Raw genomic sequence first — 23739 nt, 5'->3', positions numbered from 1 at the left:
GCTCCGACGCAGCCTGACTGCATTATATCTGGCGGATTGGAGTGATCAGCTGAGGTTTACTTGCCGACAATCGAACCACTTTCTTTCAGTCCTCGACTGGCCGGTAGATCGGAATGCCCTTTGCTCGAAAGCCGTCGGGCACGACAAACGCAACACTCTGACGTGCCCGGGTGACCGCGACATAGAGCAACGGTATTTGGGCTCCTGCATCGCCAAGATCGCCTGTTCTCAGGAATTGCCGTAGCGGACCGTGTGGATAGATAAGCGTCCTGTGGAAAGTCATGCCTTTCGCGATGCCGAAATTTATCGGCGCCCCGAGAAGGCCGATATGAGTCCGGTTGTACCGCAGCGTCTGGGGAGCGAAGCGTGCGAAATACCGTTCGACGTCGCTTTCCTGGACCGCAAACACGCCGTCATGTCCGGTGACTTCGCAATTGCGCGAAGTCGTCGTCGGAAACGTAGGATAGAAGCTGTCGGCGAGATCGCAAATCGCCTGCACACACCTACGGCTTTCCGTCTGATATTCGATGCTGCAAAGCCCGCGTTTTTCCCAGTCCGAGAATTTATCGACTATTTTCGCGCGCGAGAATTTTGAATTCTTCCTTGAGTCGTTCGTCGAGTAGGTTGATTGCCTGTGGTCGCCGACCAATACGATCTCGACCTTCGATTCGAGCAACGCCTCTACAAGCTCAAGATCGAAGCCTTGCAGATCCTGACTTTCATCGATGTACAAGCGGCCAAAGATGCGCTCGAAGCGGCGGATTGGAAGCCCGCCAGTGCGCCTGATTACCTCACATGCGAATTTCGACACCTTGTCCAGATATATCGTGCCTTCGCGCGAGAAATAATGCTGACGAATGTCCCTGGCGTTCGAATAGCGCGCGGAAACACCGCGCTTGAAATTGATTCGCGAGACGCGTGGCGAATACAGGTGGTTCTGGTAAGGCCGGACGAAATGGCGAAGGAGAAAGCTGTACCAAGTGCTGATCGTGATCTCAGGCGGTATCGAGTCGACATGCGCATATGCCGCCTTCGACAGCTCTCCCGCACCGTTGATGGTATAGGTCACTAGGACGGAGCGCATGACGGCCTCGTCACAGGCGTCTCGAACAATGCTGGTGGTCTTTCCAGATCCAGCACAAGCCAGAATCACGCGATTAGGCGATGGCATTGCGGATGTATCCAGGGATGTCGATCGGTTCATCGCTATCAAACAGTCTTAGAGCGGTTTCAGATTTGTGAGCCTTCATATATTCGGTGAGATCGTCCACGTTTGCGAAATGCTTTCCGAGGATGCGATTGAGTTTCTCCAGGCCGTTTACTCGGACAAGCTGAGGTTCGAGCGTCGGCAGCAAGTCGTCCTGACCGATATGGATCTGGATGGTCTCGTCCGCGGCATATGGTGCGTAGGACAGCGCCCTCGCAGCGGATTTTCCGTCGTTGTCGCCAATCACGCGCACTTCTAGCTTGAGCAGCCTGGCAATATCCAAAAACCGTTTGAATGCGAGAGAATTCACGGAAATGACCTCTACACCAGCCTCGAGCGGTAGCCGGCCGTGGGTCTGCAGGAACGCCTTTTGGACGATAAGCTCGTCGGAAGGCCCCTCGACGAGCAGCGTCTTGGAGGCCAGAATCATGCGCAGCGTGTCGTATCCGGGCAGCTTCCGGAAATAGGACTCGGTCGACTTGGGAAGGTCATTCAGTCGGAAGGAATTTTTACCGTTGAACATCAGAGTGTTTTCGACGCCGAGCTTATTGAGCACGAAGCTGCTGTGCGTGGTAATGATGATCTGCCGTCCTGCCGACTTTTCGATGATCTTGTTGATAAGGCGATTGAGGTTCGTATGCGAAAGATGATTTTCCGGCTCTTCCATGAGGAAAATGTCGCATCTCTCCGAGGCCTCCATCGCCAGCTTCACCTTGACGGCGTTCTGCTCTCCCTTGCCAATAAGCGTCAGCGGGATGTTGTCGAGATGGGGAAGCACACCGGATTCCCACCCGGCTTTGGATGTCATGTCCATCGCGACCGACAACGTCTTGTCGGAGACGATGCCGGTCTTGGCTGCGAGATCCTCGTTGATAGCGGCGATCCTGCCATCACTGACAAAGTCATCGCGCATCTTTCGGTAGGACAGCGCGAGATCTACTGCCTGCGCCTTGTCCAGATAGTCCCTGACGATCTCCAGGATGTACCGGTTCGCGGCATTCGTGTTTGAGATCGAACTTGGATCGATGAGGACCGACTTCAACGGAATCGCTCGCGCCTTGAGGGGATCGCCAGCAAAACTTAACCAGACGATTTCGTAGAATTCGACTGGAATACTATTCAGATGTTCGGGGTCAGAGATGTATTCCCGATACTCCGCCTTGAAGTTTTCATCGAGTCGGATGGAGAGGCTAATGCCGGGCTGATCCAACGAGAGGGTATTGATCGATCCTTGAAGTTCGGCGAGAGCGTCGCTTTCCTTCAGATAAAGCTCGATCATTATCTCCGGAGGGGGAGATCGCTTCCTCGCCTTGTGGGCGGCGACAAATTCAGCGACTGTTTCTACGTTGAAAAGGAAGGGATGAAGCTCATAAGCTGCTGGCCGGCGACCGAGCTGGCACTTGAGTGCGAGGTTGATCGCCTCGAGCAACGTCGACTTTCCGGTCTCGTTGTTGCCGACCACGATGTTGGTGCCTGGCCCAAACGTGACGTCCACGTTCCGCAAAGCTCGATAGTTGCGAACAATAACACGCTCGATCGACACGAATCGCCCCCCCCGGATGGGCCTTACAGTGGCGCCCACAACGAGAGGTTTCAAGCACTTCGGCGATATATATCCGCCGTGTATGTCTTTCGCGGTAATGGCGCGACGGAAGGGTTACTCGGCCATGAAGAACGCACCGCGCTTCTGGTCTTCTTCGCTGATCACGTAATTGAGGAATGCCGGATTTTCCTCGAAGGATCGATCCAGCAGGCGCCTCAAGAGATTGAGATTCCGCACTTGCTGCGGACTTAGTGTGCGGCGGACCTCGGACAAATCCTCTATGTCGTTGCGCTGAAGCATTGAGAAGAACTTTCCCAAGAGGCCCGCGATCACATCCGAGATCTGTATGCCTGGTTCGTCATGCGACATCGCGAAACGATAAATGTTTAGCGTACGATCCCGGTCGACGAAAGCTTGGTCGCCGATGTAATCTTCAACAACCTTTTCGACATCCAGGATGTGGAACGAGTTCTTGAAGAGGCAAATCCGCACGATGAAAAAGAGCCCAAATCCGTCGATCAGCACGTTTGGGGCCTCCTCCTCGAGATAGGGAAGCGCGTCGAGTTTTTCTGCTATCTGAAGGACTCCTTTGAGCATCATGGCGCTGAAGTCGTCGAGCGACTGGTAGCGCACGTCGAGCCGCTGGCGTAGCTCCGCGATGAACGCACGGCGACGCTCGCGTCCGACATCCGGATACGAATATCGCCGGAATAGCTCAACGGTATCTTCCTGATTCTGCCGCAGCACCGAATAGAGTGCATTCTTAAGCATGCGGTTGGCCATGAGCAGATTCTTTTCACCGTGCTCCGTCAGAATAGAGTCGACGATGTCAACTGTGGACCAATAAAGCGGATCGAGTGCCGAGAAATGGATGAAAAGCCCTGTGTCGAGCAGCCATGTCAGAAATATCTCAATCTTGCGGGCCTTCAGAAGTTCGAGGAAATCTCCCTTCGCAACATGCTCGAGTTTGATTTCTTTGGTGGTCTTCTGGATGCGAAGAAGACCACGAAGCGCCTCCAGATCAAGGTCTCGGACGGGGCCGCGGTGAGCCACTCCGGCGATCACGAAGCATTTGGGATCGCTGACGTTCAAGCCGTCCGCTCGGACATGAAGACGGCGGATGTTGTTCGTCTCGTCGTAATAGAAAGTGTATGTCTCGTCGGCCCTCGTTAGCCCATGAAGTGCGATGTTCGCATCCCGTATCTGATTGACGTCTATCATGGGTGCACATCGAAGGCATCTTTCACACCGACACGTGGGTCCAAGCCTGAAGTTACGCATGGTTCAGAAATCGAAAAGCCCGCACAGTGCATTCTCGCTGGACCAACACTATTGTTGTAATGAGATCGCGGCCGTCGATTTGCGGCGCGAGAACGAGTTGCCATTTCGTTTATGCGATGGCTTCTACGAAATGGGGCATAATGTGATTCAGCGCGATTCCGGCGTTGTGAGTCGAGCCAAACTCTTGGGGGTAATTGTTTCGCGCCTCGTCCTGAAAGTGACCGACCCGATTGGGTATTGCGGTTACATATATGAACGGTGCATCGGGCCATTGCGCACGGATTACCCCGTGCGTCGTTTCCACTGAAGCGATATTTGTAGCACCTGCCGCTTGCGCGGCAGCAATCGCCTTCAGGTCGACGGGCGCGAACTCGGTATCTTTCGGAATATTGACCGAACTGATGGCGACGGCGTCCGATGAGATCACAAGGCGAGGTTTAGACGCCGGATTGACGGGAACTTCCAGCATTTGGGAATTGATTTTCGTCACGGTTTGGGGGTCCGCGAGCACGTTCGAAAAAAATGACGCGGGCGTGCTGCTCGGCACAAGAACTCCCACATGGCCTGGCCAGGTCCAGTTGCTATGGATAGGTCCGCCATCATTCGCCGCATCTCGAATAAAGATCGTTCCGCCGATGGTGGCGCATCCATCGTAGGATATATCTCCGGGATACCCAGCCGTCCCGAACGCGACCACGCCATCTGGTGTGGCACCGTAATCGGTAATCAGTTTCATAGCCTTCGCCTTGTTGTCACTGGCCCCGTGCGAGATTGCGGCCGACATCAGGTCATCAAGGCACCAAATCTCGACAACGGCGGCAGCGTTTGCGGTTTGGGCATGAGCGTCGATCAAACATCGCGGTCTAGGCATGACGTCGGCATCGGCTTGGGGCACCTTGCGCGGCCATGCTAAATCACGCGGAACATCGAGTTTGGGGTTTCGAGCCATCCTATTGCACAGGGCTGTCATGAGGCCGTCTCCCTCATAGTAGGTGTTCGCTATGACGACGATTCGGAGCGGTTTCGTTCCGGAGAAGGGCGCCGCGGCCTGACCGAACGAGATATTGGGCGATGCAACGAGCGCCGCACCAAAAAATCCGAGAAAATCACGGCGTTTCATTTGCCAACCCCCGTTGCCTGTCCGGAAACTCAACTATGGCGGGTATTGCATGTCAACGGTTGAATTGGCTCCGCCAACGATCGTTTGCCGCTCTATCAAAAGTCAATGCGATTCCGGAATATGAAGCGGAGCGCTGCTGCCTATCCGAACTGCGATTGTCTGCCTCATCGAATTGCTGACAAAATCCGGAAGGCGACCCACATGATCCGCATCGGCTATGCGCCAGGCGCTTTCGATTTATTTCACGTAGGGCATCTCAATCTTCTCCGTGAGGCCAAGCTCATGTGCGATTTCCTCATCGCTGGAGTGGTCTCGGACGAGGTTCTGACCATGCACAAGGGCGTCACCCCCGTCGTCCCTCTCTCTGAACGCCTTGAAATCGTGCGCAACGTCCGCTTTGTCGATGCCGCGCACCCCGCGATGACGAACGACAAGATCGAGATTTGGCGCGACCTCCGCTTCAACGTGCTCTTCAAGGGAGACGACTGGCGCGGCTCGAACAAGGGCGACCGCCTGGAACGGGATTTCGCCGCCGTCGGCGTGGACGTCGTCTACTTCCGATACACATCTTCAACGTCGAGCAAGAAGCTGCGGCGCACGCTGCACAACATCGACGCGATGGCGGACGGTCTGTCGCCGAGCATTCAGGCAGGAATCCACGCCTCCCGACGACTCACGCAGGCTGCCCCCAATGTCGGCGCGCGCCTAAGTCGTTCGGCGCGGGAATGAAAACGGAAATCGGGTGGCTCGCCGCCGTCCCAGCCGCCACTGTGGCCCATCAGGATTCGGGACGAGTCCAATCGGTCTCGGTTTGAAAGCAAGGACCGGAGTGCCATTTTCCACCCTTCGCGGCATCCTAATTCCACATCACTGATGATGAATCGAAATGACATGGCCCCAATCCAATCACTTACTCCGAAGAAAGCCCGCTTGAGCGTGGTAGATGATCCGCGATGGGCCCGCATTCTTTCTCGCGACAAGACCGCCGATGGCCATTTGTGGTACTCGGTAGCAACGACCGGCGTATACTGCCGTCCGTCCTGCCCTTCGCGGACCGCCAATCCCAAGAACGTCCAGCTACACGACACGATCGAGAGCGCGAAGGCGACCGGCTTCAGGTCCTGCAAGCGCTGCAATCCGGACGGACTGTCGCTCGATTGCGAAAACGCCGCTCTGGTCGCGAAGGCGTGCCGCTTGATCGAGGAGCGCGAAGAAGAGCCATCGCTGAACGACCTTGCCCACGCGGTCGGACGAAGCGCCAGCTATTTTCATCGGATGTTCAAGGCTGCCACCGGTCTCACCCCCAAGGACTACGCCGCGGCGCACCGGGCCGCGAAGGTCCGCCAAGGGCTAGAATCCGGCAACAGCGTGACCGAAGCGATGTACGACGCAGGTTTCAATTCCAGCGGCCGGTTCTACGCCAAGTCGACGGACATGCTTGGCATGACGCCGACCCAGTATCGCGCCGGCGGCGCCAACGAGCAGATCCTGTTCGCGGTGGGACAGACGTCGCTCGGCGCCATTCTGGTGGCATCGAGCAAGAAGGGAGTGGCGTCCATCCTTCTGGGCGACGACCCTGAAGAACTGGTGCGAAATCTCCAGGACCGCTTCCCGAAGGCCCATCTGATCGGGGCCGACAGCGATTACGAAGCGCTTGTGGCGCGCGTCGTCGGGTTCATCGAAGCGCCCGGTCTCGGCCTCGACCTGCCTTTGGACGTTCGCGGGACCGCGTTCCAGCAGCGCGTCTGGCAGGCACTCCAGCAGATTCCGGTCGGCCAGACCGTATCGTATGCGGAAGTGGCGCAGCGCATCGGATCCCCGAAGGCGGTCCGTGCCGTTGCAGGCGCCTGTGCCGCCAACCATCTGGCGGTCGCGATTCCTTGCCACCGCGTCGTGAGAAACGACGGCTCGCTTTCCGGATACGCATGGGGCGTCGAACGCAAGCGCACGCTGTTGGATCGGGAGGCCGCCAATACCATGATCGCCGCCTGACGTCGAAGGTCGATCTTGCGCTCTGTCGCTCCCGTATTTATCTCTGTCCACTGGAATTCATGACGTTGCTCTCATCGATCACACTCGCTCCGGAGCGCCGTTCCCGGCCGGGCGCGGCGTTACTGGCGGCCACCTTGCTCGATCCCCTAAAGCCTCTGCTCAAGCGCGCCCTCTACCCGGTCGTCGAAAAGCTGGCACGGGTCGGGGTCACCGCGAATCAGGTCACCATTACATCCCTGGCCGGATCGGTCGCTGTCGGCTCCTGGCTTTCGGTCCACACCGACGGGAAAGCCATCTGGGGACTACTTCCGGCCTGGACGCTGGCCCGCATGGCGTTCGCCACCATCGACGGCACACTCGCGATTGATTTCGGTCAGAAGAGCAGACTGGGAGGCATCCTGAACGAGGTCGGCGACGTCGTTTCGGACATCGCGATGTTCTTGCCTCTGGTCTGGCTGCCGCCGTTCTCGGGAGCATGGATCGCTGCTGTGGTCCTGCTGACGGCGGTGACGGAGATTGCCGGAATCGTCGGACACGCCTTCGGCGGCTCCCGGCGTCTCGAAGGCCCTTTCGGGAAAGTGGACCGGGCCCTTGCCGTCGGGGCGATCGGCGTCTGGCTTGCCTGCCTCGGTCCCTTGCCGGATAGCGCCAGCATTCTTCTCCCGCTCTTCGCAATCCTGCTTCTGCTCACGATTGGCAACCGGCTGCGCTTCGCCGCGGCGTCGGCCGTCTTCCACGGGGAATCATGAAGACTTTCACGCGTTACGAAAAATCCGTAGCTTTCCTGCGCAAGCTCGACCGCGACTGGGCGGCACTGATCAAGCTTGTCGGTCCGTGTCTTCATGATCCGAAGGCCGCACGCGAGCCCTACGAAGCGCTGGTCAGGGCGATCGGGTATCAGCAACTCACGGCCAAGGCTGGGGACGCCATCATCGCCCGGCTTAAGGCGCTGCACCCCGACGTGCCGTTCCCGGCGCCCGAGCATATTGTCGCCGCCGATTTCGACGCGCTGCGCGCCTGCGGCTTTTCAGGCAGCAAGATCGCGACCATCAAGGCCATCTCCGAAGGAGCGCTTTCGGGCCTCGTTCCGCGCAGGGAAATTGCCGTCGATATGGGCGACGAAGAGCTCATCGAGCGGATCGTCGCCATCAAGGGCATCGGACGATGGACCGTCGAGATGCTGCTGATGTATTCGCTGGAGCGGATGGACATTCTGCCGGTCGACGATTTCGGCGTTCGCGAGGGCTATCGTGCTCTCAAGTCGCTGGAAGAGCAGCCGAAGCCCAAGGCGCTGCGCGAGATCAGCAACGCGTGGGCGCCGCATCGGACCGTCGCGTCCTGGTATCTTTGGCGGATGCCGCGGGATCGCGGCAACGTCCTCAAATAGCCCAATATCGCAAGACGGACGATCTCATTCCGACGGCAACTCCAGCAGGATTCAGAGGCACATGGCGAAGACAAGCAGCGGCATCATTCGGACCGGCATCGGGGGATGGACCTATGAGCCATGGCGCGGCGTGTTCTACCCCGAGAAGCACCCCCAAAAATGGGAGCTCGAGTATGCGAGCCGCCGGCTCTCTTCGATCGAGATCAACGGCACGTACTACGGCGCGCAGAAGCCCGAGAGCTTCGCAAAATGGTTTGAAGAAACGCCCGACGATTTTGTCTTTTCGCTGAAAGCGCCGCGATATGCGACCAACCGCAAGGTCCTCGCGGATGCGGGCGAGACGATCCAGCGCTTCTTCTCGGGCGGGGTCTTGGAATTGAAGCACAAGCTGGGTGCTACCAATTGGCAATTCATGCCGACGAAGAAATTCGATCCCGAGGACTTCGAGGAATTCCTGAAACTGCTTCCGAATGAAGCCGGCGGCATCGCGCTGCGGCACGCGGTCGAGGTTCGCCACGAAAGCTTCCTGTCGCCGGAGTTCGTAACTCTCGTCCGCAGGTATGGCGTTGCCGTCGTATTGGCTGCCGACTCCCAGCACCCCCTGATTGCCGACGTCACCGCGCCGTTCGTCTACGCCCGCATCATGGGGACGCAGGAGGGACAGCCGCTGGGCTATCCGGAGTCGGCCTTGGACTTGTGGGCGGAGAGGGCCCGGACCTGGGCATCGGGCGGCACGCCCGACGGCCTCGCCCGCGTCGAGCCGGTGCAACACGACGGGAGCCCGCGCGACGTCTACCTCTACGTCATCAGTGGCCACAAAGTCGCCAATCCGGAAGCGGCGATGTCGCTGTCGAAGCGCGTCGCGTGACGGCAATGCAGGACGAATAGCTGATGAGCGACCTCTTCGACTTGATCATTCCTCCCAACCCTCCCCGGGAGGTCATGGCGGACGGTGCGATGCTCCTGCGCGGTGCAGCCCTCCCGTATGAAACGGATATTTTGACCGCGATCCAGACGATCGCGACCCGGTCGCCCTTCCGGCACATGGTCACGCCCGGCGGCTACGTCATGTCCGTCGCCATGACCAACTGCGGCGCCGCAGGCTGGGTGACGGACCGGACTGGATATCGATACGACGCCTTGGATCCGGAAAGCGGACAGCCGTGGCCGGTGATGCCGGCCAGCTTCCTCGATCTCGCGGTTTCCGCGGCTACGGAGGCGGGATATCCGGATTTCATGCCTGATGCCTGCCTGATCAATCGCTACGAACCAGGAGCACGGCTCTCTTTGCACCAGGACAAGAACGAGCGCGATTTCGCGAATCCTATCGTTTCGGTTTCATTGGGTCTTCCCGCGACCTTCCAGTTCGGAGGCTTGAAGCGGAATGATCCCGTCCGGAAGTTCGCGCTGCGGCACGGCGATGTCGCCGTGTGGGGAGGACCGTCCCGGCTCCGCTACCACGGAGTTCCCAAATTGAAGGACGGCGAGCACGGGACCGTCGGGCGGATGCGGCTGAATCTTACCTTTCGTGGGGCATTGTGAGCGGCGCGCTTCGGATTTGAAGACAGTATCCGGAGTGCTGCAAAACCGGTGCCGTGTTCCTTTCATTAATTGTGCGGTTTCCGCGTTGCGTGTCTTAGGAGCCGCAGAGCAATTTCAGGCCGATCCTGCCGATATAATGAAGGTTTCCATTCGATGTCTGCGATCGGCGAGCGGGACGCCAAAACAAGGCGTGAAAAATCGTGCGGTACGGCGGCGACTCTCGTCGGCCTTCCGAAGCGATTTCGCCACGACTCCGCGAAGTCGCTGGTGATGAAATATCTTAGCCAACTCGTCAGCGACGGCTTCGCAGAATGGCGCATGCTCGCAAATGATGAAGTCGAACTGCGCTTCGTGTCGGGCGAGGTATTTCTCCTCGCTGAGACGACGATCACGCGCGTCATGTGACACGGCTGATCACAAGATGGCCGATGCGCGAATCCCTGCGCACGAAGCTAGTGTCCGTGCGAGCAAATCTTTTTGAAAGCAAGGACCGGAGTGAAGGCCACGTACATCGCCCCTACGTTCGAAACAGCAACGAACCAAGGAGTGACGAAGATGTACATGGCTGATACAGACACACTTTCACGATCCCTCCCGCCCGCGACCAATCCAGACGCAGTCGCCTCGCACGATATCGTTTTCTCGATCGGAGACAGCAGCGCGGGCAAGATCCTCATTGGACGCACCATCGTCGGCATCTGCGCCGTCCTGATCGGCGCGGACGAAGAAGCACTCCGGAGCGATCTCAAGGCGCGCTTTCCGGACAGAAAATTGACATGGACCGGGTCGCAACTCAACGACGAGCTCGAGAAGGTCGCGCAGTATCTCGAGCATCCGACCGACGGATTCACGCTCCCGCTCGACATGCGTCACGGAACGCTATTCCAGCGGCGCGTATGGGACGCGCTCCTTTCGATCCCATACGGGGCGACGATCACCTATGCGGCCCTCGCATGCCGCATCGGCGAGCCGAACGGTGCGCGCGCCGTCGCTGGCGCCTGTGCCGCGAACGCGATCGCTCTCGGCATCCCGTGCCATCGCGTCGTCCGAAGCAACGGCACGATCTCCGGCTATCGCTGGGGCGTGGAACTCAAGCGGTCCCTGATCGACAAGGAAGCCAAGGCATGAAGACCACCGCTGCAGTCACGACGCCCGCCTCCGCGGCAAAGTCCGCGGAGGCCCGCGTCGCCGGATACGACTGGAAAGACCTCTCCGACGAATTGAGCGGCTTCGGTTGCACGGTGATCCGCCAACTCCTGTCCCCGGACGAGTGCCGGCGGATCGCGGGTCTCTATCCCGAGGAAGGCCAGTTCCGCAGCCACGTCCATATGGCGCGCCACGGCTTCGGAAAGGGCGAGTACAAATATTTCAAGTATCCGCTTCCTGACCTTCTCGGTAGTCTCCGGACGGCGCTCTATCCGCGGCTTGCCGGCATCGCAAACGAGTGGAACGGTCGGATGGGGATCGAGGTTCGGTATCCCGACAAGCACGCCGCGTTCCTCGAGCAGTGCCATGAAGCGGGACAGACCCGTCCGACACCACTGCTCCTTCAATACGTGCCGGGTGACTTCAATTGCCTGCATCAGGATTTGTACGGCGATCTTGCGTTTCCGCTCCAGGTGGCGATCCTCCTTTCCGAGCCGGAAAAGGATTTCACCGGCGGCGAGTTCGTACTGACCGAACAGCGGCCCCGCATGCAGAGCCGCGCCGAGGTCGTCCCGCTGCGCCAAGGCGATGCCGTGGCATTCGCCGTCCATAATCGGCCCGTTCAGGGCAGCAAGGGCAACTACCGGGTGAACCTCCGGCACGGCGTCAGCCGAGTCCGCTCCGGATTGCGCCATACCGTCGGCATTATCTTTCACGACGCTAAATAGCGATTGCTGAGATCGGTCGACACCGCAGAGAGTACAGATATGCAAGAACAAATCCGATATGCTTGGGGAGTAAGCTCCCTCGGCGAATTCATCGCAGCCGTATCCGGCGTTGGCCTGCTGGCTTTTGAGTTCGGCGAAAACCGGACGGCCATGTTGAACGCGCGGGAAAGTCGCCTGCCGGGCGCCTCCGTCGTGAACGACCAAGATGGCCTGGCGGGGACGGTCGAGCGGCTCAAATGCATCGTGGACTACCCCAAACAGGATGCGGCGATCGCGCTCGATATGCGGGGCAGCGACTACCAGAAGAAGGTCTGGAACATGCTGTTGGAAATCCCGGCTGGAGAGACGACCAGCTACGGCGCACTGGCGGCCAAGCTCGGAACGAGTGACGCCCGCGATGTCACCGAGGCAATTGGTTCGAATACGATCGCGATCCTCATTCCGTGCCACCGCGTTATCAAGAAGGACGGCTCCATCTCGGGATATCGCTGGGGTGTTCGTCGGAAGCGTAGCCTCCTCGGAAGGGAGCAGCACAACCATTCGCCGTGGCGGGATCTGATGATATGACCATCGCTGATCCCCCGGGCGGGACTGCCATCGCTTCCGAGGCGGACATAATCCTAAGTGGCGCCGGCAGCGATAGTGTCCGAACTCTACTGTCCTTGTCATCCTCCGATTCTGTCGAAGCGAAGGAGGTGTTTCCCGAATATCGCCTGACCCGACTTGTCCTGAACCGTTTCGACATGGACGAAACCGAGGCTCGGATCTTCATAAACCTGACCGGGGCGACTGCTCCGAAGACCGTGCCGGGCGGGGCGCCGTTCAACGATCACCTTCGCGCGTCGATCGAACGCTTCGCCTTGACGGCCTTGTTCTGCGAAGGGGGGCCCGGGCGCCATCACCAGGCGATCCGACCCACTGGGTACGACTACCATGTCGATGCGGTGGATGCCTTCGCCATGGAAACGTGGCGATCCGATTACCGGGCGATGTCGCCCGCGCAGCAGATGTTCGCCGCGACGATCGTCTGGCTCTATCGCAGCGGCAAGGACAATCGTTGGCTCCGTCGTGTGCCATGCACGTGGCACGCCGTCGACGCGGTGGGCGAGATGCGCCGAAGCGGCGTCCTTGCAGACTGGGGCATCCTCGTCGCGCTGTATCCGGGCTGGTAGGCGGAACGGCACCCGCTCCGAATTCAAGGGCAGAGAACGGAGTGTGCCGGGTGGCCGCTCCAGTAGAATGACAGGACCGAACAAACTGTCAGGACCGAGCATGTGCATCCTCCGCGAACAATACAACAAGATCATCATCACGCGCTGGTTCGACGAATACTGGGGCGAGACCTACAACGAAGGCATCGTCGCCGAACTCGCCGCTCCCGCCATCCACATGGTGCCCTCGCTGCATCGTACGCGAGCAGGCCATCTCGATATGAGACTCTTCATGTCCGAGTATCGGGCCGCATTCCCCGATCTCTGCTTCCGTCCCGTCGGGGACATGATCGCTGAAGGCGATCTCGTCGTCGTCCGTTGGGAAGGCGGCGGCACCCATACTGGAAAAGCCATGGGCGATTTCGCGACGAGGCTCCTTCGCGAGCACTCGGGGCGGAAGATGTGGATTTCGGGCACGACGGTGCTGACAGTGAGAAACGGCAGGATCGAGCGGGAACAGATATTGTTCGACGGTGTGGCTGCGATGACGCAGTTGGGGTTGATGCGACCCGCGACCCCCGAAGAGTGGTCAAGCAATCAGGAAAATTTCGCTCGTTACCGTCCGCTGAAAGCAAGCTGAGACGGCGATTTGCATCTGAGGAATCCATTTCTGCAGTCGGGGGTTCGCGTCCCGCAATTGAGTTATCGCAAAGCCTGAGGAGCGGCGATACTCAATCGCTCGCGGCTCCGAGCGGCGAGGTTCGGCTCGCTCCTGGCCTATGGAGTTACGCGAGCCAGCCAAGCGAGAAGGAACGGAAGACGACGAAGGTCATTCGTCTTCGTCTAGACGAAGTCGCCGCCAGAGTGAACGACACAATGCCGGGCGACGATAATGACGACTGTGCTTCTGACAGATAGGCGCGCGCAATTCCGATACGTCTCTCGCAGGGCGATCCCACACCGGATCCGAAATTGGCACCTCACGTAGCGATCCCTGATTCGTGAGAAAGTTCCGCTATTGACGGTTGGGGCAGTTCACTGCGTCGGTGATACGCTATGCTGCGCGGGGCGAGCGCCCCGAGCAGGCACAGGGGTAGTCTAAACGTCGGCTTCGGCCTGCAGCAAAGCTTTTTTGCGTTCCAGACCCCAACGGTACACGCCGATGTCGCCATCGTCGCCGACAGCGCGATGGCACGGAATTGCAACAGCAAGCCGATTCGTCAGGCAGGCTTGGGCTACCGAAAGTTCTTGGCCAGGCGCACCGATGCGCTCTGCGATTTCGGAGTACGTTGCGGTTTTTCCGGCCCGGATGGATCTAAGCGTCCGCCATACTTCCAGTTGGAAGGACGTCCCGATGATGTCGAACGGAAGGCTGAAATCGAGCCGTGGCGTCTCGACGCATTTGACGATCTGGGCGCCGATGCCTTCCAGGCCATAATGGTTGTATTCAGGCTTGCTCCAGGGAAATTCCCGTCGGAGATCCTGCTCCAACTCCTCGCGCGTGTCGCCGAGAAAGACGGCGCGCAGCCCCCGCGGCGTGATCGCGGTCAAGACGAAGCCAAGAGACGATTCGACCGATATGAAGTGCAGATATTCATTCACGTATGAAGTCTGGGAAGCGAATTCCGCATTGTTGTCCATTCGATTCAACTCCGTCGGGCCTTGCTGCAGGCGTGATTTGCCGGAGCCGCCACGCGGTGCGCGCGTCTTGAAGGCGATACACTGCGCGCGGCGGCGCATCACCGATGTACGGGGAGGCCTTCGCGCGAACACTCCGTTTGTTGCCGCCGAACTGTCGGCATGGCCGCGGCGTCACGGCTTCGACGGCACCCCTTTCGAAGTAGAATGCTCGAAATGAAAATTGCGACCCGGCAGGATGTGCTGGCGCGCAGCGTGGGCGGCCGCGGCGGCCTCCGCGAAGCCAGTCAAGATCAATTTGAGCTTTCCGGGGTAGTGCGCGATGTCACCAATGGCGAAGATTCCCGTGCGTTGCGTGGCATACGTGCGGGGATCGACCGGAATGCCTTCACGGTGTGCACCGACTTCCCACGCGGAAAGGGCTGAGACGTCCTTCGCGAAACCGTAGAAGCAGAGAAGTGCGTCGGCCGGCACTCTCAGCAGTTCGCTGCCGGGACGATCGATCCGAACAGCGTGCAGCGTGGTGCCTTCCCCTTCCAGCCCGGCGAGTGTTCCCGGAGCCACGACGCGGATCTTGCCTTCCTCGACAAGGCGGGCCATGGCAGCGACGGTCGCATCGGCCGCTCGAAACGTTGGCCTGCGGTGGACAACGGTCACCGAGGCTGCGATTTCCGCGAGATGGACCGCCCAATCGGCCGCGGAGTCCCCGCCGCCCGCGATCGTCACGTGCTTCCCAGTGAAGCGGGCAGGGACCGGCACCGAGTAGAAGACCGATTGCCCCTCAAAGGCGTCCAGCCCCGCCAGCGGCGGCCGACTGGGGCCGAATGCGCCTCCACCGGTCGCGATGACGACTGCCTTCACGCGGAGCCACGAACCATCCGAGAGGGCGATTTCGAATGCGCCGTCCATATCTGAAATCGAAACGGCGCGACGTCCCAGCCGGAAATCCGGAGCATACGGCCGCGCTTGGGTTAGAAGCGCCTCGACCAATGCCGCTCCGGTGATGTCCGGCCGGCTCGGGATGTCGTAGATCGGTTTCTCCGGAAAAAGGGCGGCGCATTGCCCGCCGGCCTCGCTCAGAGCGTCGACCACCACTGCGTTGAGGCCAACCTGGCCGAGCGCGAACACGGCGAACAGACCGACCGGACCTGCGCCGATCACCGCAACGTCGGCCTCGGTAATACTCATCGGCAGGTCCCCATCCGGAGAATGTCGACTTCAGCGGCGTGGACCGTGGTGCTTTCCCCGAAATCGCTCTTCCGGTCCGAAACCAGGATATTGACGTTCGCGTCGTCGGGGGCACTGCTCGGCCACCGGCCCTTGTAGACCACACCCACCCCCGGTTGGGTCATCGCGGAAATCTCGACCACCAGTTCGAGTTGCCCGCTGGCGTTGCTGAGCTTGACGGTGTCGCCGGCGACGAGGCCGTTGCGGGCTGCGTCATCCGGATGCAGCTGCACCGCGGGCGGGCCGAGACGCTTCTTGATCGTCTCGTCGTTCCCGTAGCTTGAATTCATCTGCCACATGGACGCCGGGGAAAGGATTCGGATTCGGCCGGGCGCGGGCGGCGCGTCCGCATGCGGCGTAGGAAAGGCGGAAAGTCCGAGATCGGCCGCGCGCGAACTTGAAAGCTCGATACGCCCAGACGGTGTGGCGAAACTGCCGCCTTCGAACTGGAGACGTGGCTCGGCGAACAGCGTCACGGTCCCCTTCTTCGCAAGATCGGCGAAGCCGCCTTTGAATGCGGTCTGCTCCAGAAGTCTCTCAATGAGAGCGTCGTCGCTTTCGAACAGTGCGGGTTCCGTGAACCCCATGGCCGCCGCGAGCCGCCTGAATATCTCCGAATTCGGCAGTGCTTCCCCGAGCGGCTCGCCGGCCTTCACCTGAGCGGATAGCGTCAGGTCGAAATAGGACAGGACGAGATCGTCGCACTCCAAAAAGCTGGCGGCGGGCAACACGACGTCGGCATACGCGGTGGTGTCGGTGTGAAAGAGATCGACCGCGACATGGAACAGGTCCTCCCGCTTCAGAGCCTTCCGAAGCTGAGCCTGCTGCGGAGAGGAGGCCGCGGGATTGTTGTTCCAGTTGACCAGCGCACGCGATCTCGCCGGGTCGGCGAGAACCTGGGCGAAATCCATGTGGCTCACCATGCCGGTGCCGCCGACCGCGAGCTCGGGACAAATCACCGTGGACATGTCGACGCCGCGTCCGCCGGCACCGTTCATGTACAGGAAACCCGCACCTGGCTTGGAGAGATTACCCGAGAAGGCAACCAGCGCCGACAACGCGCGGAAGACGTTTCCGCCGCTCGGTTGGCGCTGCACGCCTTGTCCCAGCCACAAAAGCGAAGGGCCGTTTCCGTAGGCGAGCGCGGCCTCCACGATCGTCTCCTCCGGAACGCCGGTCAGGGCCGCTGCCCGCGCCGGCGTGCTTTGCGCTATTCCGGGCAGCAGCGCATCGGCGCCGTGGACGTGTCGTTCGAGGAAATCGCTATCGACCAGGCCATGTTCCTGCATCACGTGCAGGAATGCGAATGCCAGCAGCGCGTCAGTGCCAGGGGCGAGTTTGAGGTGAAGATCCGCCGCGGCGGCGGTACCGTGACCGATCGGATCCACGACGATCACCTTGGTGCCCGCTGCGCGAGCCTTCTTCACGAACACCCTGTCCTGGTGGGGAGCCGAGTGCGACGGATTGGCGCCCCAGATCAGCAGCGTCTTTGAGTCCCTGATCGTGCGGGGATCGAACGCATGGAGAGAGTCCCCGAAGGTCAGTTCAAGGGCGGCATGGCCCGCCTTGTTGCAAACGGTGTCGGGATCGACCTCAGTCGCGCCGAGCCGGTTGAAGAAGCGTGACGGAAACCATCCTCCGATCAGTCCTACAGTTCCCGTATAGTGCGTCTGAACGATCGGGCGGCCGTCGCCCGCTTCGGCAATGATGTCTTTGAAGCGCTCGGCGATCAGTTTCAGCGCCTCGTCCCAGGAAATGGGTTCGAAGAGTCCATCGCCCTTGGCTCCGATGCGCCGAAGCGGACGACTGAGCCTCGCCTTCTCGTCACGCCACACGCCGTTGTAAGCGATGGCGCACTTTCCGCAGAGACGCCCCTCCGACACGGCATGGTCCGGATCGCCGAGCACCTTCGCGATCTTGCCATCCTTGCGGACTACGGCGATCCCGCAGGCGTCGTAGCAATCTCTTGGGCATGTCGTTTTGACGATGTCTTGAATCGACATGTTTTTCTCCACCTCTGCTGGCTTGCGGCACGCGTTGCATTAATTCGAAGAAGGCGCACAGAGCCGGTCGGCGACATGACGGTGGTGCCACCACCGGGCGCAATGCGTCGAAGTCTCGGTCGCTGGTGAATCCGTGGTCGGACCTAGTCTCGGAGGTCGGCGACGTAGCGGAGCCTCAGTTGGTCCGCGATCACCGCGAAGATTAGAATCACGCCGATCACGACGGTCTGCAGGTAGGACTCGATCTGGCCGAGATTCATGCCGTTTTGGACGATGTTGATGAAGACCGCCCCCAGGACGACGTTCTCCACCTTTCCGATTCCGCCCCTCAGGCTCACGCCGGCAATCACGCAGGCTGCGATCGATTCCAAAGGCATCGAACTACCGATGTTCGCTTCGCCTGAATCGAGGCGGGCTGTCAGAAGCACGCCGGCGATGGAGCTCAGCAACGCGGAGAGCAGGTAGACGAAGAACTGCGTGCGGCTTGTGTTGATTCCGGAAAGGAGCGCCGCCCGCGAATTCCCCCCGACGGCGTAGAGGGCCCGTCCGTAACGGGTCCAGTTGACGAGGAGATACGACAGCCCGATGAGGACTATCGCGATCCAGATGGGAGTCGGGACCCCGATGAACCTGCCGAATCCGATCGTATTCCCGAAAGCGGGCGGCATCCCGTAGACCGGGGTGCCGCCGGTCATGAAAAGCGCCACGCCGAATCCGATCGAGGAGACGCCGAGCGTCATGATGAACGGGGAGACGCCGAAGAACGCGACGCCCGTGCCGTTGATCGCACCGATGACGGCACCCGCAAGCGCTCCCGCAAGGCATCCCAGCATGATTGCGAACGGGATGGCGTCCGGAAAGGCCACCGCAGCGGCCGCCATCGCCGTCGCGGTGACGACCGAGGTCAACGCGATGATGGTCCCTACGGATAGGTCGAAGCCGCCGGCGAGCAAGACCATCATCTGGCCGAGGGAGACGATGACGAGAAAGACGGATTGCCGCACCACGTTGGTGAGATTTTCGACGGCGAAGAACTGCCGCGACATCGCAGAGAACACGATCAATGCGAGCACCAGCAGGAACGGGAGAATTCCGAGCCGCACGAATGCCTTCTTGAGGAATTGCGGCGGGCTGTTCGCGGGCTTATCCTGTACGATGGTCGACATGGGCTGCTCCTGGCTGTTTGCTAGTGATGGGACCGGCGGGCGAAGAAGTGCGGAAGCACGTTCTCTTCGGTCAGCCCTTCTTTGCCGAGCTCCGCCTGCACGCGTCCGCCGGCGAACACGTAGGCCCTGTGGCAGAGGTTCGTGATCTCGGGCAGGTCGGACGAGATGAGGATAATCGCCGCGCCGGCGTCGCAGAGACTCTGGATGAAGCGATAGATCGCTACTCGCGTGCCGACGTCGACGCCGACGGTCGGCTCGTCGAAGGCGTAGACGGACAACGGCCTCGTCAGGCTGCGTCCGAGCAGGACCTTCTGCTGGTTGCCTCCCGAAAACCGTTCCACGGCCGTTTCGGGCGCGAACGGATGGAGCTCCATCTGCTTCAGGATGCGGTTGCTGGCGGTGGCTTCGAAAGAGCGCCGCAAAAGACCCGTCGGTCCTACGATCTCATCGAGAGCCGCGAGCGTCACGTTTTCGCGGCAAGGTCGCACCATCATCAGACCTTCTGCTTTGCGGTCTCCTGGCAGGTACATGAACCCCTTCCGGAGCAACTGCCGTGGAGAGCTACCCGTGACGTCCTCTTCTCCGAGAAGCACGCGTCCGTTTGCCAGGCGCTCCAGACCGAAGGCCGCCCGGATGACCTCGGACTTGCCTGAGCCTATGAGGCCGGCGAAGCCGACGATCTCGCCGGCGCGCACGGATATGGACGCACCCTGCACCGATCGCGACACCGTCGAGAGTTTGTCCAGCGAGAGCTTCACCTCGCCGGGATTGGTCTCGATGTCGGGAAAGACCTGCCCGACCACACGGCCTGTCATGAGCCGCAGAAGATCCTCCGAATTTGCCTTGCGTGCATCGACGGTCGCGACGAACTGGCCGTCCCGGAGGATCGTGATCCGATCCGCAATCCGGTCAATCTCCTGCATCCGATGGGTGATGTAGATGATCCCGACGCCCCGCGCCTTCACCTGGGCGACAAGTTCGAAGAGGCGGTCGGTCTCCTTGTCGGTGAGGCTTGCAGTGGGCTCGTCGAGGATGAGGACCGAAAGGTCGGCGCGGAACGCGCGTGCGATCTCGACCATCTGCTGCTCGGCGCGGGAGAGCGTCGATACGATCTGCCTGGGATCGAGATCAAACGCGAGCCGGTCCAGAATCTCCCTGCAGGCGGTCCGTGCCGCACGCTTGTCCAACAGCCCGCCCTTGGTCAATTCGGAGCCAAGGAACATGTTTTCCTCGACGGACATCGACTGGACGAGCGAAAATTCCTGGAAGACGGTCGTGATGCCGAGGGCGCGGGCTTCGTGCACGCTGCCGACCGATACTGGGTAGCCCTTCATCAAGACGGTGCCCTCGGTCGGCTGCGTCGCGCCGGCGATGATCGATATCATCGTGGACTTCCCGGCGCCGTTTTCGCCGAAGAGCACGTGCACTTCGCCGGGCTCCAAGGTGAATTCCATTCGATCGAGCGCCAGGACGCCCGGATATCGCTTGCTGACCTTCACCAGCTCCAGCAGCGGCGGATCGCCGGCGGCGCGGGTGAACGCGGTGTTCGACTGCTGAAGGGTCATGGGGCGCTCGCATCGATGTCGTTGGAGGGCGCGGTGCTGCGGAGAACGAGATCGGGAACGACGCCGGCCCGATGTTTCCCGAGGCCGGCGTCGCGTCCGGATCAGTCGACGGAGAACGTCGGCTTGAACGAAGCCGGCGCGAGCGTCGTGGACATGTCGAGCGCCTTCACGTTGTCCTTGTCCACCATCTCGAGGATCGGTCCGACGTGGGGGTGCTCGAGCTTGCCTTCCAGCGCACGGACCGCGAGGTCCAGCGCCAGCCGTCCCTGAATCACGGGCTTGTCGGTCGGAGCGGCGACGATCTTGCCGGAGCGCAGCGCCTGGTCGATGCCGGGAGTGTAGTAGTCGGCGACGACCTTGATCTTGTCGCTCAGATCGCGCGAGCGGAGGATAGGTACCGCAGCTTCCGCGGTAACTGCCGTTCCGACGATGTAGCTGATGTCGGGATGCGCCTGGATCATGTCCTCGACCAGCTTGGCCTGCACCTCCTTGCCGGTGTCGCCGTACTTCGTATCGACGACCTGTACCGCGGAGCCCTTGAGGGCCTCGAGGAATCCGACGTTGCTGCTCTCGACCCAGCCCGCACCAGCGGGACCCGGCAGCCATGCGATCTTCACGGTTGGAGATCCCGCAGGATGGAGATTGGCGAGGTACTTTCCGACCATATTTCCGAGCACACGCCATGACACCAATGCCTTGCCGGCCACAGGCGCGTTGATGCCGTTGATGACGTCGATCGTCGGGATTCCCTTCGACTTGAGGTTTGTGACGGTGTTCGTGAGCGCATCCTGCGAGATGCCGCCGACAATCAGAGCCTTCGCACCGGCCGCGATGCAGTCTTCGATCTGCGAGAGTTGCTTGCTGAGATTCGTGTAGCCGCCCGCTTCCAGTAACTGGATCTGCACGCCAGCCTGCTTTGCCTGGTCGATGATGCCGTAGTCCACACCGATCCAATAGGCGTCCTTCATGTGCGGAAACGAAACGCAGATACGGTGCTTCGCGCTCGCCTTGATCGGCACGTAGTCCATCTGCCGCACCTTGGCATCTGCGGCGAACGGCGGTTCGGAAACATCGACGGACAATGGATACCAGTCTTTGGCCGACGCCGCAGACACGGAAAAAAGTACGGCGGATAGCAAAGTGAGATTTCGGAGATTGTTGGACATCGCGCGCTCCTGGAGGAATGGGGTGCTCAGTAATCCGGCGCAGCGGTGTCGTTCGCTCACAGGATCGGTGGTCAGTTGGTTGCGGGGCGCGCGCTAGGTAAAGGACCAGGAATGCTGCTCGCGATGAGGCCACTGAATCATCTGATTTTTAGGCGGCTGACGATGTTTTTCTGGGCGAGTCGCTGTGAGCTTGTGCAGCCCGCCTTCGTCAAATCCTGCGTCCGACAGCCTAGAATGACGGCTTTTGCCGAAATGACATCGATTGGGCGTCCAAACGATCGTTTCCAACGTATAGGCCGATCGTGGCTCATCGATTTCGGCAAGGGTGGCTCTTCACGCTCGGAGTGCCCCGGCCAACTATCGCCCATAGCCCACCGGCATCTTCAACCGCATCACAAAGGCGACGGCGAATGTCCAACACTTCCGCGAAATTCATTGAACGTCATGGGCTGTGGAGCGACGAGCAGACAAGGCAGGCGGCCGAACTCGTCAAGCGGATCGATGCGGAAGGCATTCGCAACATCCGGATCGGTTGGGGCGACCAGCACGGTATCGTACGCGGAAAGACGGTGACGGCCGAAGAGTTCAAGTCGAGCCTCCGCAGCGGCAAAGACTTCCAGTTGCTGCCGGCGATCGTCGACACCACCAACCATCCCATTGTGCCGCCGTTCAGCGCGGAGAATGCGCTCAACATTCCCGAGCTCGTCGGACTGGGCGACGGCGTGCTGGTGCCCGACCCCTCGACCTTCCGGATGCTTCCATGGGTGAAGGACACCGGCTGGTGTCTGAGCGATGCCTACTTCTCCAGCGGAAAGCCGTGCACGCTATCGACGCGCCAGGTGCTGCGCGACCAGCTTAGCCGGCTGTCGAATGAGGGCTATGGAATGACGGTCGGCCTGGAGTTCGAGTTCTACGTATTCCGGATGGAGGATCCGAAGCTCGATCCCCGGTCGTCCGGATTTCCGCCGGCGCCTCCGGAAGTGTCGATGATCGCTCACGGCTACCAGTATCTCACTGAGACCCGCGGAGACGAGATCGAAGGCATCCTCACGATGCTGCAGGACAATGTCGAAAAGCTGGGCCTACCGCTCGCCACGCTGGAGGACGAATGGGGTCCCGGACAGTGTGAAGTCACGTTCTCTCCGATGAACGCCCTGGAGGCGGCCGACGCCGCCCTGCTGTTCCGGACGGCCGTGAAGCAGCTCTGCCGGCGAGCCGGTCTGCACGCGAGCTTCATGGCCGTGCCGAAGGTCGAAGGTGTCTTTCCGAGCGGTTGGCACATGCATCAGTCGCTCACCAAGGACGGACGCAACGCCTTCGTCGCGGACAACGAGCCGGGCCCACTATCCGACGTGGGAATGAACTACGTCGCTGGCCTCCTCGAGCACGCGTCCGGGACGGCGCTCCTCACGACCCCCACGGTCAACGGATACAAGCGGCAGCGCCCCGACGGTTTCGCTCCGGTGAAGGCCGCATGGGCTCATGAAAACCGAGGTTCGATGCTGCGTGTCATCGGGAGCCCGAACGACCCGGGATCGAGGGTCGAGAACCGCATCGGCGAGCCCACGGCCAATCCGTATCTCTACATCGCGTCCCAACTGATCGCTGGCCGCGACGGCATGCGAAAGAAACTGTCGCCCGGCGAGCCGGTGCGCGCCGCCTACCTTGCCGACCGTCCGTTGCTGCCCGGCAGCCTGATGGAAGCGATCGACGCATTCGCGAAGGACGAGGTGCTGAAGCAGGAGCTTGGCTCTGAATTCCACAATTACATGCTTCTGCTGAAGAAGTGCGAGCTCGGTCGGTTCCTTTCGGCGGTCACCGATTGGGAGCAGAACGAATACTTCGAGATCTATTGACAGTCACCCGCGGGGACCTCC

At 60.5% G+C, this 23739-nt stretch carries 23 protein-coding genes; 13 read left to right on the top strand and 10 right to left on the bottom strand.

Features of this window, described 5'->3' with window-relative positions; all coding sequences use genetic code 11:
- Positions 1 to 85 precede the first annotated feature (85 nt).
- The 4 genes from JWQ24_RS23445 to JWQ24_RS23430 form a co-directional block, all read right to left on the bottom strand.
- Complete coding sequence (locus JWQ24_RS23445; protein WP_299813211.1) at positions 86 to 1171, bottom strand: UvrD-helicase domain-containing protein; 1086 nt, start codon at positions 1169 to 1171, stop codon at positions 86 to 88.
- A complete protein-coding gene (locus JWQ24_RS23440) occupies positions 1158 to 2750 on the bottom strand; it encodes an AAA family ATPase (protein ID WP_299813208.1) in 1593 nt (530 codons plus the stop codon). The genes JWQ24_RS23445 and JWQ24_RS23440 overlap by 14 nt, the downstream gene beginning before the upstream one ends.
- Before the next feature lie 114 nt (positions 2751 to 2864).
- Positions 2865 to 3971, bottom strand: a complete 1107-nt coding sequence (locus JWQ24_RS23435; protein WP_299813205.1) for a DUF3800 domain-containing protein — start codon at positions 3969 to 3971, stop codon at positions 2865 to 2867.
- Between the two features lie 169 nt (positions 3972 to 4140).
- Positions 4141 to 5151: a hypothetical protein gene (locus JWQ24_RS23430; protein ID WP_299813202.1), complete on the bottom strand. Its 1011-nt coding sequence runs from the start codon at positions 5149 to 5151 to the stop codon at positions 4141 to 4143.
- 201 nt (positions 5152 to 5352) lie between these two features.
- Between JWQ24_RS23430 and JWQ24_RS23425 the strand changes: the two genes are divergently transcribed.
- The 12 genes from JWQ24_RS23425 to JWQ24_RS23370 all read left to right on the top strand — a co-directional run bounded on the left by JWQ24_RS23425 (position 5353) and on the right by JWQ24_RS23370 (position 13737).
- Positions 5353 to 5880, top strand: coding sequence for an adenylyltransferase/cytidyltransferase family protein (locus JWQ24_RS23425; protein WP_299813199.1), 528 nt, complete (start codon positions 5353 to 5355; stop codon positions 5878 to 5880).
- A 162-nt stretch (positions 5881 to 6042) separates the two neighbouring features.
- A complete protein-coding gene (gene ada, locus JWQ24_RS23420; protein ID WP_299813357.1) occupies positions 6043 to 7143 on the top strand; it encodes a bifunctional DNA-binding transcriptional regulator/O6-methylguanine-DNA methyltransferase Ada in 1101 nt (366 codons plus the stop codon).
- Positions 7144 to 7202: 59 nt separating this feature from the next.
- Positions 7203 to 7892, top strand: coding sequence for a CDP-alcohol phosphatidyltransferase family protein (locus tag JWQ24_RS23415; protein ID WP_299813196.1), 690 nt, complete (start codon positions 7203 to 7205; stop codon positions 7890 to 7892).
- A complete protein-coding gene (locus tag JWQ24_RS23410) occupies positions 7889 to 8530 on the top strand; it encodes a DNA-3-methyladenine glycosylase (protein WP_299813194.1) in 642 nt (213 codons plus the stop codon). The genes JWQ24_RS23415 and JWQ24_RS23410 overlap by 4 nt, the downstream gene beginning before the upstream one ends.
- Positions 8531 to 8591: 61 nt before the next feature.
- Positions 8592 to 9398 carry a DUF72 domain-containing protein gene (locus JWQ24_RS23405; protein ID WP_299813191.1) on the top strand — a complete coding sequence of 269 codons (807 nt, stop codon included), beginning with the start codon at positions 8592 to 8594 and terminating at the stop codon, positions 9396 to 9398.
- 23 nt (positions 9399 to 9421) lie between these two features.
- On the top strand, positions 9422 to 10072 hold the full coding sequence (alkB, locus tag JWQ24_RS23400) for a DNA oxidative demethylase AlkB (RefSeq protein ID WP_299813188.1): 651 nt from the start codon (positions 9422 to 9424) through the stop codon (positions 10070 to 10072).
- A 153-nt stretch (positions 10073 to 10225) separates the two neighbouring features.
- Positions 10226 to 10477 (top strand): hypothetical protein, encoded by a 252-nt coding sequence (locus tag JWQ24_RS23395; protein WP_299813185.1) that lies wholly within the window; start codon positions 10226 to 10228, stop codon positions 10475 to 10477.
- A gap of 150 nt (positions 10478 to 10627) precedes the next feature.
- Positions 10628 to 11200, top strand: a complete 573-nt coding sequence (locus JWQ24_RS23390) for a methylated-DNA--[protein]-cysteine S-methyltransferase (protein ID WP_299813182.1) — start codon at positions 10628 to 10630, stop codon at positions 11198 to 11200.
- Complete coding sequence (locus JWQ24_RS23385; RefSeq protein WP_299813179.1) at positions 11197 to 11946, top strand: 2OG-Fe(II) oxygenase; 750 nt, start codon at positions 11197 to 11199, stop codon at positions 11944 to 11946. Before JWQ24_RS23390 ends, JWQ24_RS23385 begins: the two co-directional genes overlap by 4 nt.
- A 39-nt stretch (positions 11947 to 11985) precedes the next feature.
- Positions 11986 to 12513 carry a methylated-DNA--[protein]-cysteine S-methyltransferase gene (locus JWQ24_RS23380; RefSeq protein WP_299813176.1) on the top strand — a complete coding sequence of 176 codons (528 nt, stop codon included), beginning with the start codon at positions 11986 to 11988 and terminating at the stop codon, positions 12511 to 12513.
- Positions 12510 to 13118: a hypothetical protein gene (locus tag JWQ24_RS23375; RefSeq protein ID WP_299813174.1), complete on the top strand. Its 609-nt coding sequence runs from the start codon at positions 12510 to 12512 to the stop codon at positions 13116 to 13118. The genes JWQ24_RS23380 and JWQ24_RS23375 overlap by 4 nt, the downstream gene beginning before the upstream one ends.
- A 100-nt stretch (positions 13119 to 13218) precedes the next feature.
- The gene (locus JWQ24_RS23370; RefSeq protein ID WP_366521462.1) at positions 13219 to 13737 is read left to right on the top strand and encodes an ester cyclase; all 519 of its coding nucleotides are present in this window, start codon (positions 13219 to 13221) and stop codon (positions 13735 to 13737) included.
- Between the two features lie 458 nt (positions 13738 to 14195).
- Here the strand turns inward: JWQ24_RS23370 and JWQ24_RS23365 are convergent, their stop codons facing one another.
- The 6 genes from JWQ24_RS23365 to torT all read right to left on the bottom strand — a co-directional run bounded on the left by JWQ24_RS23365 (position 14196) and on the right by torT (position 21862).
- Complete coding sequence (locus JWQ24_RS23365) at positions 14196 to 14837, bottom strand: methylated-DNA--[protein]-cysteine S-methyltransferase (protein ID WP_299813351.1); 642 nt, start codon at positions 14835 to 14837, stop codon at positions 14196 to 14198.
- Between the two features lie 72 nt (positions 14838 to 14909).
- Positions 14910 to 15923 carry an NAD(P)/FAD-dependent oxidoreductase gene (locus JWQ24_RS23360; RefSeq protein ID WP_299813172.1) on the bottom strand — a complete coding sequence of 338 codons (1014 nt, stop codon included), beginning with the start codon at positions 15921 to 15923 and terminating at the stop codon, positions 14910 to 14912.
- Positions 15920 to 17965, bottom strand: a complete 2046-nt coding sequence (locus JWQ24_RS23355) for a molybdopterin-dependent oxidoreductase (RefSeq protein WP_299813170.1) — start codon at positions 17963 to 17965, stop codon at positions 15920 to 15922. The genes JWQ24_RS23360 and JWQ24_RS23355 overlap by 4 nt, the downstream gene beginning before the upstream one ends.
- Positions 17966 to 18108: 143 nt before the next feature.
- Entirely contained in the window at positions 18109 to 19131 is a 1023-nt protein-coding gene (locus JWQ24_RS23350; protein ID WP_299813168.1) for an ABC transporter permease, read from the bottom strand.
- A 20-nt stretch (positions 19132 to 19151) separates the two neighbouring features.
- Entirely contained in the window at positions 19152 to 20696 is a 1545-nt protein-coding gene (locus JWQ24_RS23345) for a sugar ABC transporter ATP-binding protein (protein ID WP_299813166.1), read from the bottom strand.
- A 101-nt stretch (positions 20697 to 20797) separates the two neighbouring features.
- Positions 20798 to 21862, bottom strand: a complete 1065-nt coding sequence (torT, locus tag JWQ24_RS23340) for a TMAO reductase system periplasmic protein TorT (RefSeq protein ID WP_299813164.1) — start codon at positions 21860 to 21862, stop codon at positions 20798 to 20800.
- A gap of 410 nt (positions 21863 to 22272) precedes the next feature.
- Between torT and JWQ24_RS23335 the strand changes: the two genes are divergently transcribed.
- Positions 22273 to 23718: a glutamine synthetase family protein gene (locus JWQ24_RS23335; protein WP_299813160.1), complete on the top strand. Its 1446-nt coding sequence runs from the start codon at positions 22273 to 22275 to the stop codon at positions 23716 to 23718.
- Positions 23719 to 23739 lie beyond the last annotated feature (21 nt).

It is taken from the genome of Tardiphaga sp., assembly GCF_028290495.1.
Taxonomy (GTDB): Bacteria; Pseudomonadota; Alphaproteobacteria; order Rhizobiales; family Xanthobacteraceae; genus Tardiphaga.
The sequence above is the reverse complement of the archived record's forward strand: the minus strand, read 5'-3'. Positions and strand labels throughout refer to the sequence as shown.

Excerpts from the sequence above, each read along its gene's own strand:
- JWQ24_RS23385 (WP_299813179.1), top strand. The coding sequence starts at position 11,197 with ATGAAGACCACCGCTGCAGTCACGACGCCCGCCTCCGCGGCAAAGTCC.
- JWQ24_RS23445 (WP_299813211.1), bottom strand. The coding sequence starts at position 1,171 with ATGCCATCGCCTAATCGCGTGATTCTGGCTTGTGCTGGATCTGGAAAG.
- JWQ24_RS23345 (WP_299813166.1), bottom strand. The coding sequence starts at position 20,696 with ATGACCCTTCAGCAGTCGAACACCGCGTTCACCCGCGCCGCCGGCGAT.
- JWQ24_RS23395 (WP_299813185.1), top strand. The coding sequence starts at position 10,226 with ATGTCTGCGATCGGCGAGCGGGACGCCAAAACAAGGCGTGAAAAATCG.
- JWQ24_RS23350 (WP_299813168.1), bottom strand. The coding sequence starts at position 19,131 with ATGTCGACCATCGTACAGGATAAGCCCGCGAACAGCCCGCCGCAATTC.
- JWQ24_RS23425 (WP_299813199.1), top strand. The coding sequence starts at position 5,353 with ATGATCCGCATCGGCTATGCGCCAGGCGCTTTCGATTTATTTCACGTA.
- JWQ24_RS23370 (WP_366521462.1), top strand. The coding sequence starts at position 13,219 with ATGTGCATCCTCCGCGAACAATACAACAAGATCATCATCACGCGCTGG.
- JWQ24_RS23375 (WP_299813174.1), top strand. The coding sequence starts at position 12,510 with ATGACCATCGCTGATCCCCCGGGCGGGACTGCCATCGCTTCCGAGGCG.
- JWQ24_RS23365 (WP_299813351.1), bottom strand. The coding sequence starts at position 14,837 with ATGCGCCGCCGCGCGCAGTGTATCGCCTTCAAGACGCGCGCACCGCGT.
- torT (WP_299813164.1), bottom strand. The coding sequence starts at position 21,862 with ATGTCCAACAATCTCCGAAATCTCACTTTGCTATCCGCCGTACTTTTT.
- JWQ24_RS23405 (WP_299813191.1), top strand. The coding sequence starts at position 8,592 with ATGGCGAAGACAAGCAGCGGCATCATTCGGACCGGCATCGGGGGATGG.
- JWQ24_RS23415 (WP_299813196.1), top strand. The coding sequence starts at position 7,203 with ATGACGTTGCTCTCATCGATCACACTCGCTCCGGAGCGCCGTTCCCGG.
- ada (WP_299813357.1), top strand. The coding sequence starts at position 6,043 with ATGGCCCCAATCCAATCACTTACTCCGAAGAAAGCCCGCTTGAGCGTG.
- JWQ24_RS23380 (WP_299813176.1), top strand. The coding sequence starts at position 11,986 with ATGCAAGAACAAATCCGATATGCTTGGGGAGTAAGCTCCCTCGGCGAA.
- JWQ24_RS23430 (WP_299813202.1), bottom strand. The coding sequence starts at position 5,151 with ATGAAACGCCGTGATTTTCTCGGATTTTTTGGTGCGGCGCTCGTTGCA.
- JWQ24_RS23355 (WP_299813170.1), bottom strand. The coding sequence starts at position 17,965 with ATGTCGATTCAAGACATCGTCAAAACGACATGCCCAAGAGATTGCTAC.
- JWQ24_RS23335 (WP_299813160.1), top strand. The coding sequence starts at position 22,273 with ATGTCCAACACTTCCGCGAAATTCATTGAACGTCATGGGCTGTGGAGC.
- JWQ24_RS23390 (WP_299813182.1), top strand. The coding sequence starts at position 10,628 with ATGTACATGGCTGATACAGACACACTTTCACGATCCCTCCCGCCCGCG.
- JWQ24_RS23360 (WP_299813172.1), bottom strand. The coding sequence starts at position 15,923 with ATGAGTATTACCGAGGCCGACGTTGCGGTGATCGGCGCAGGTCCGGTC.
- alkB (WP_299813188.1), top strand. The coding sequence starts at position 9,422 with ATGAGCGACCTCTTCGACTTGATCATTCCTCCCAACCCTCCCCGGGAG.
- JWQ24_RS23410 (WP_299813194.1), top strand. The coding sequence starts at position 7,889 with ATGAAGACTTTCACGCGTTACGAAAAATCCGTAGCTTTCCTGCGCAAG.
- JWQ24_RS23435 (WP_299813205.1), bottom strand. The coding sequence starts at position 3,971 with ATGATAGACGTCAATCAGATACGGGATGCGAACATCGCACTTCATGGG.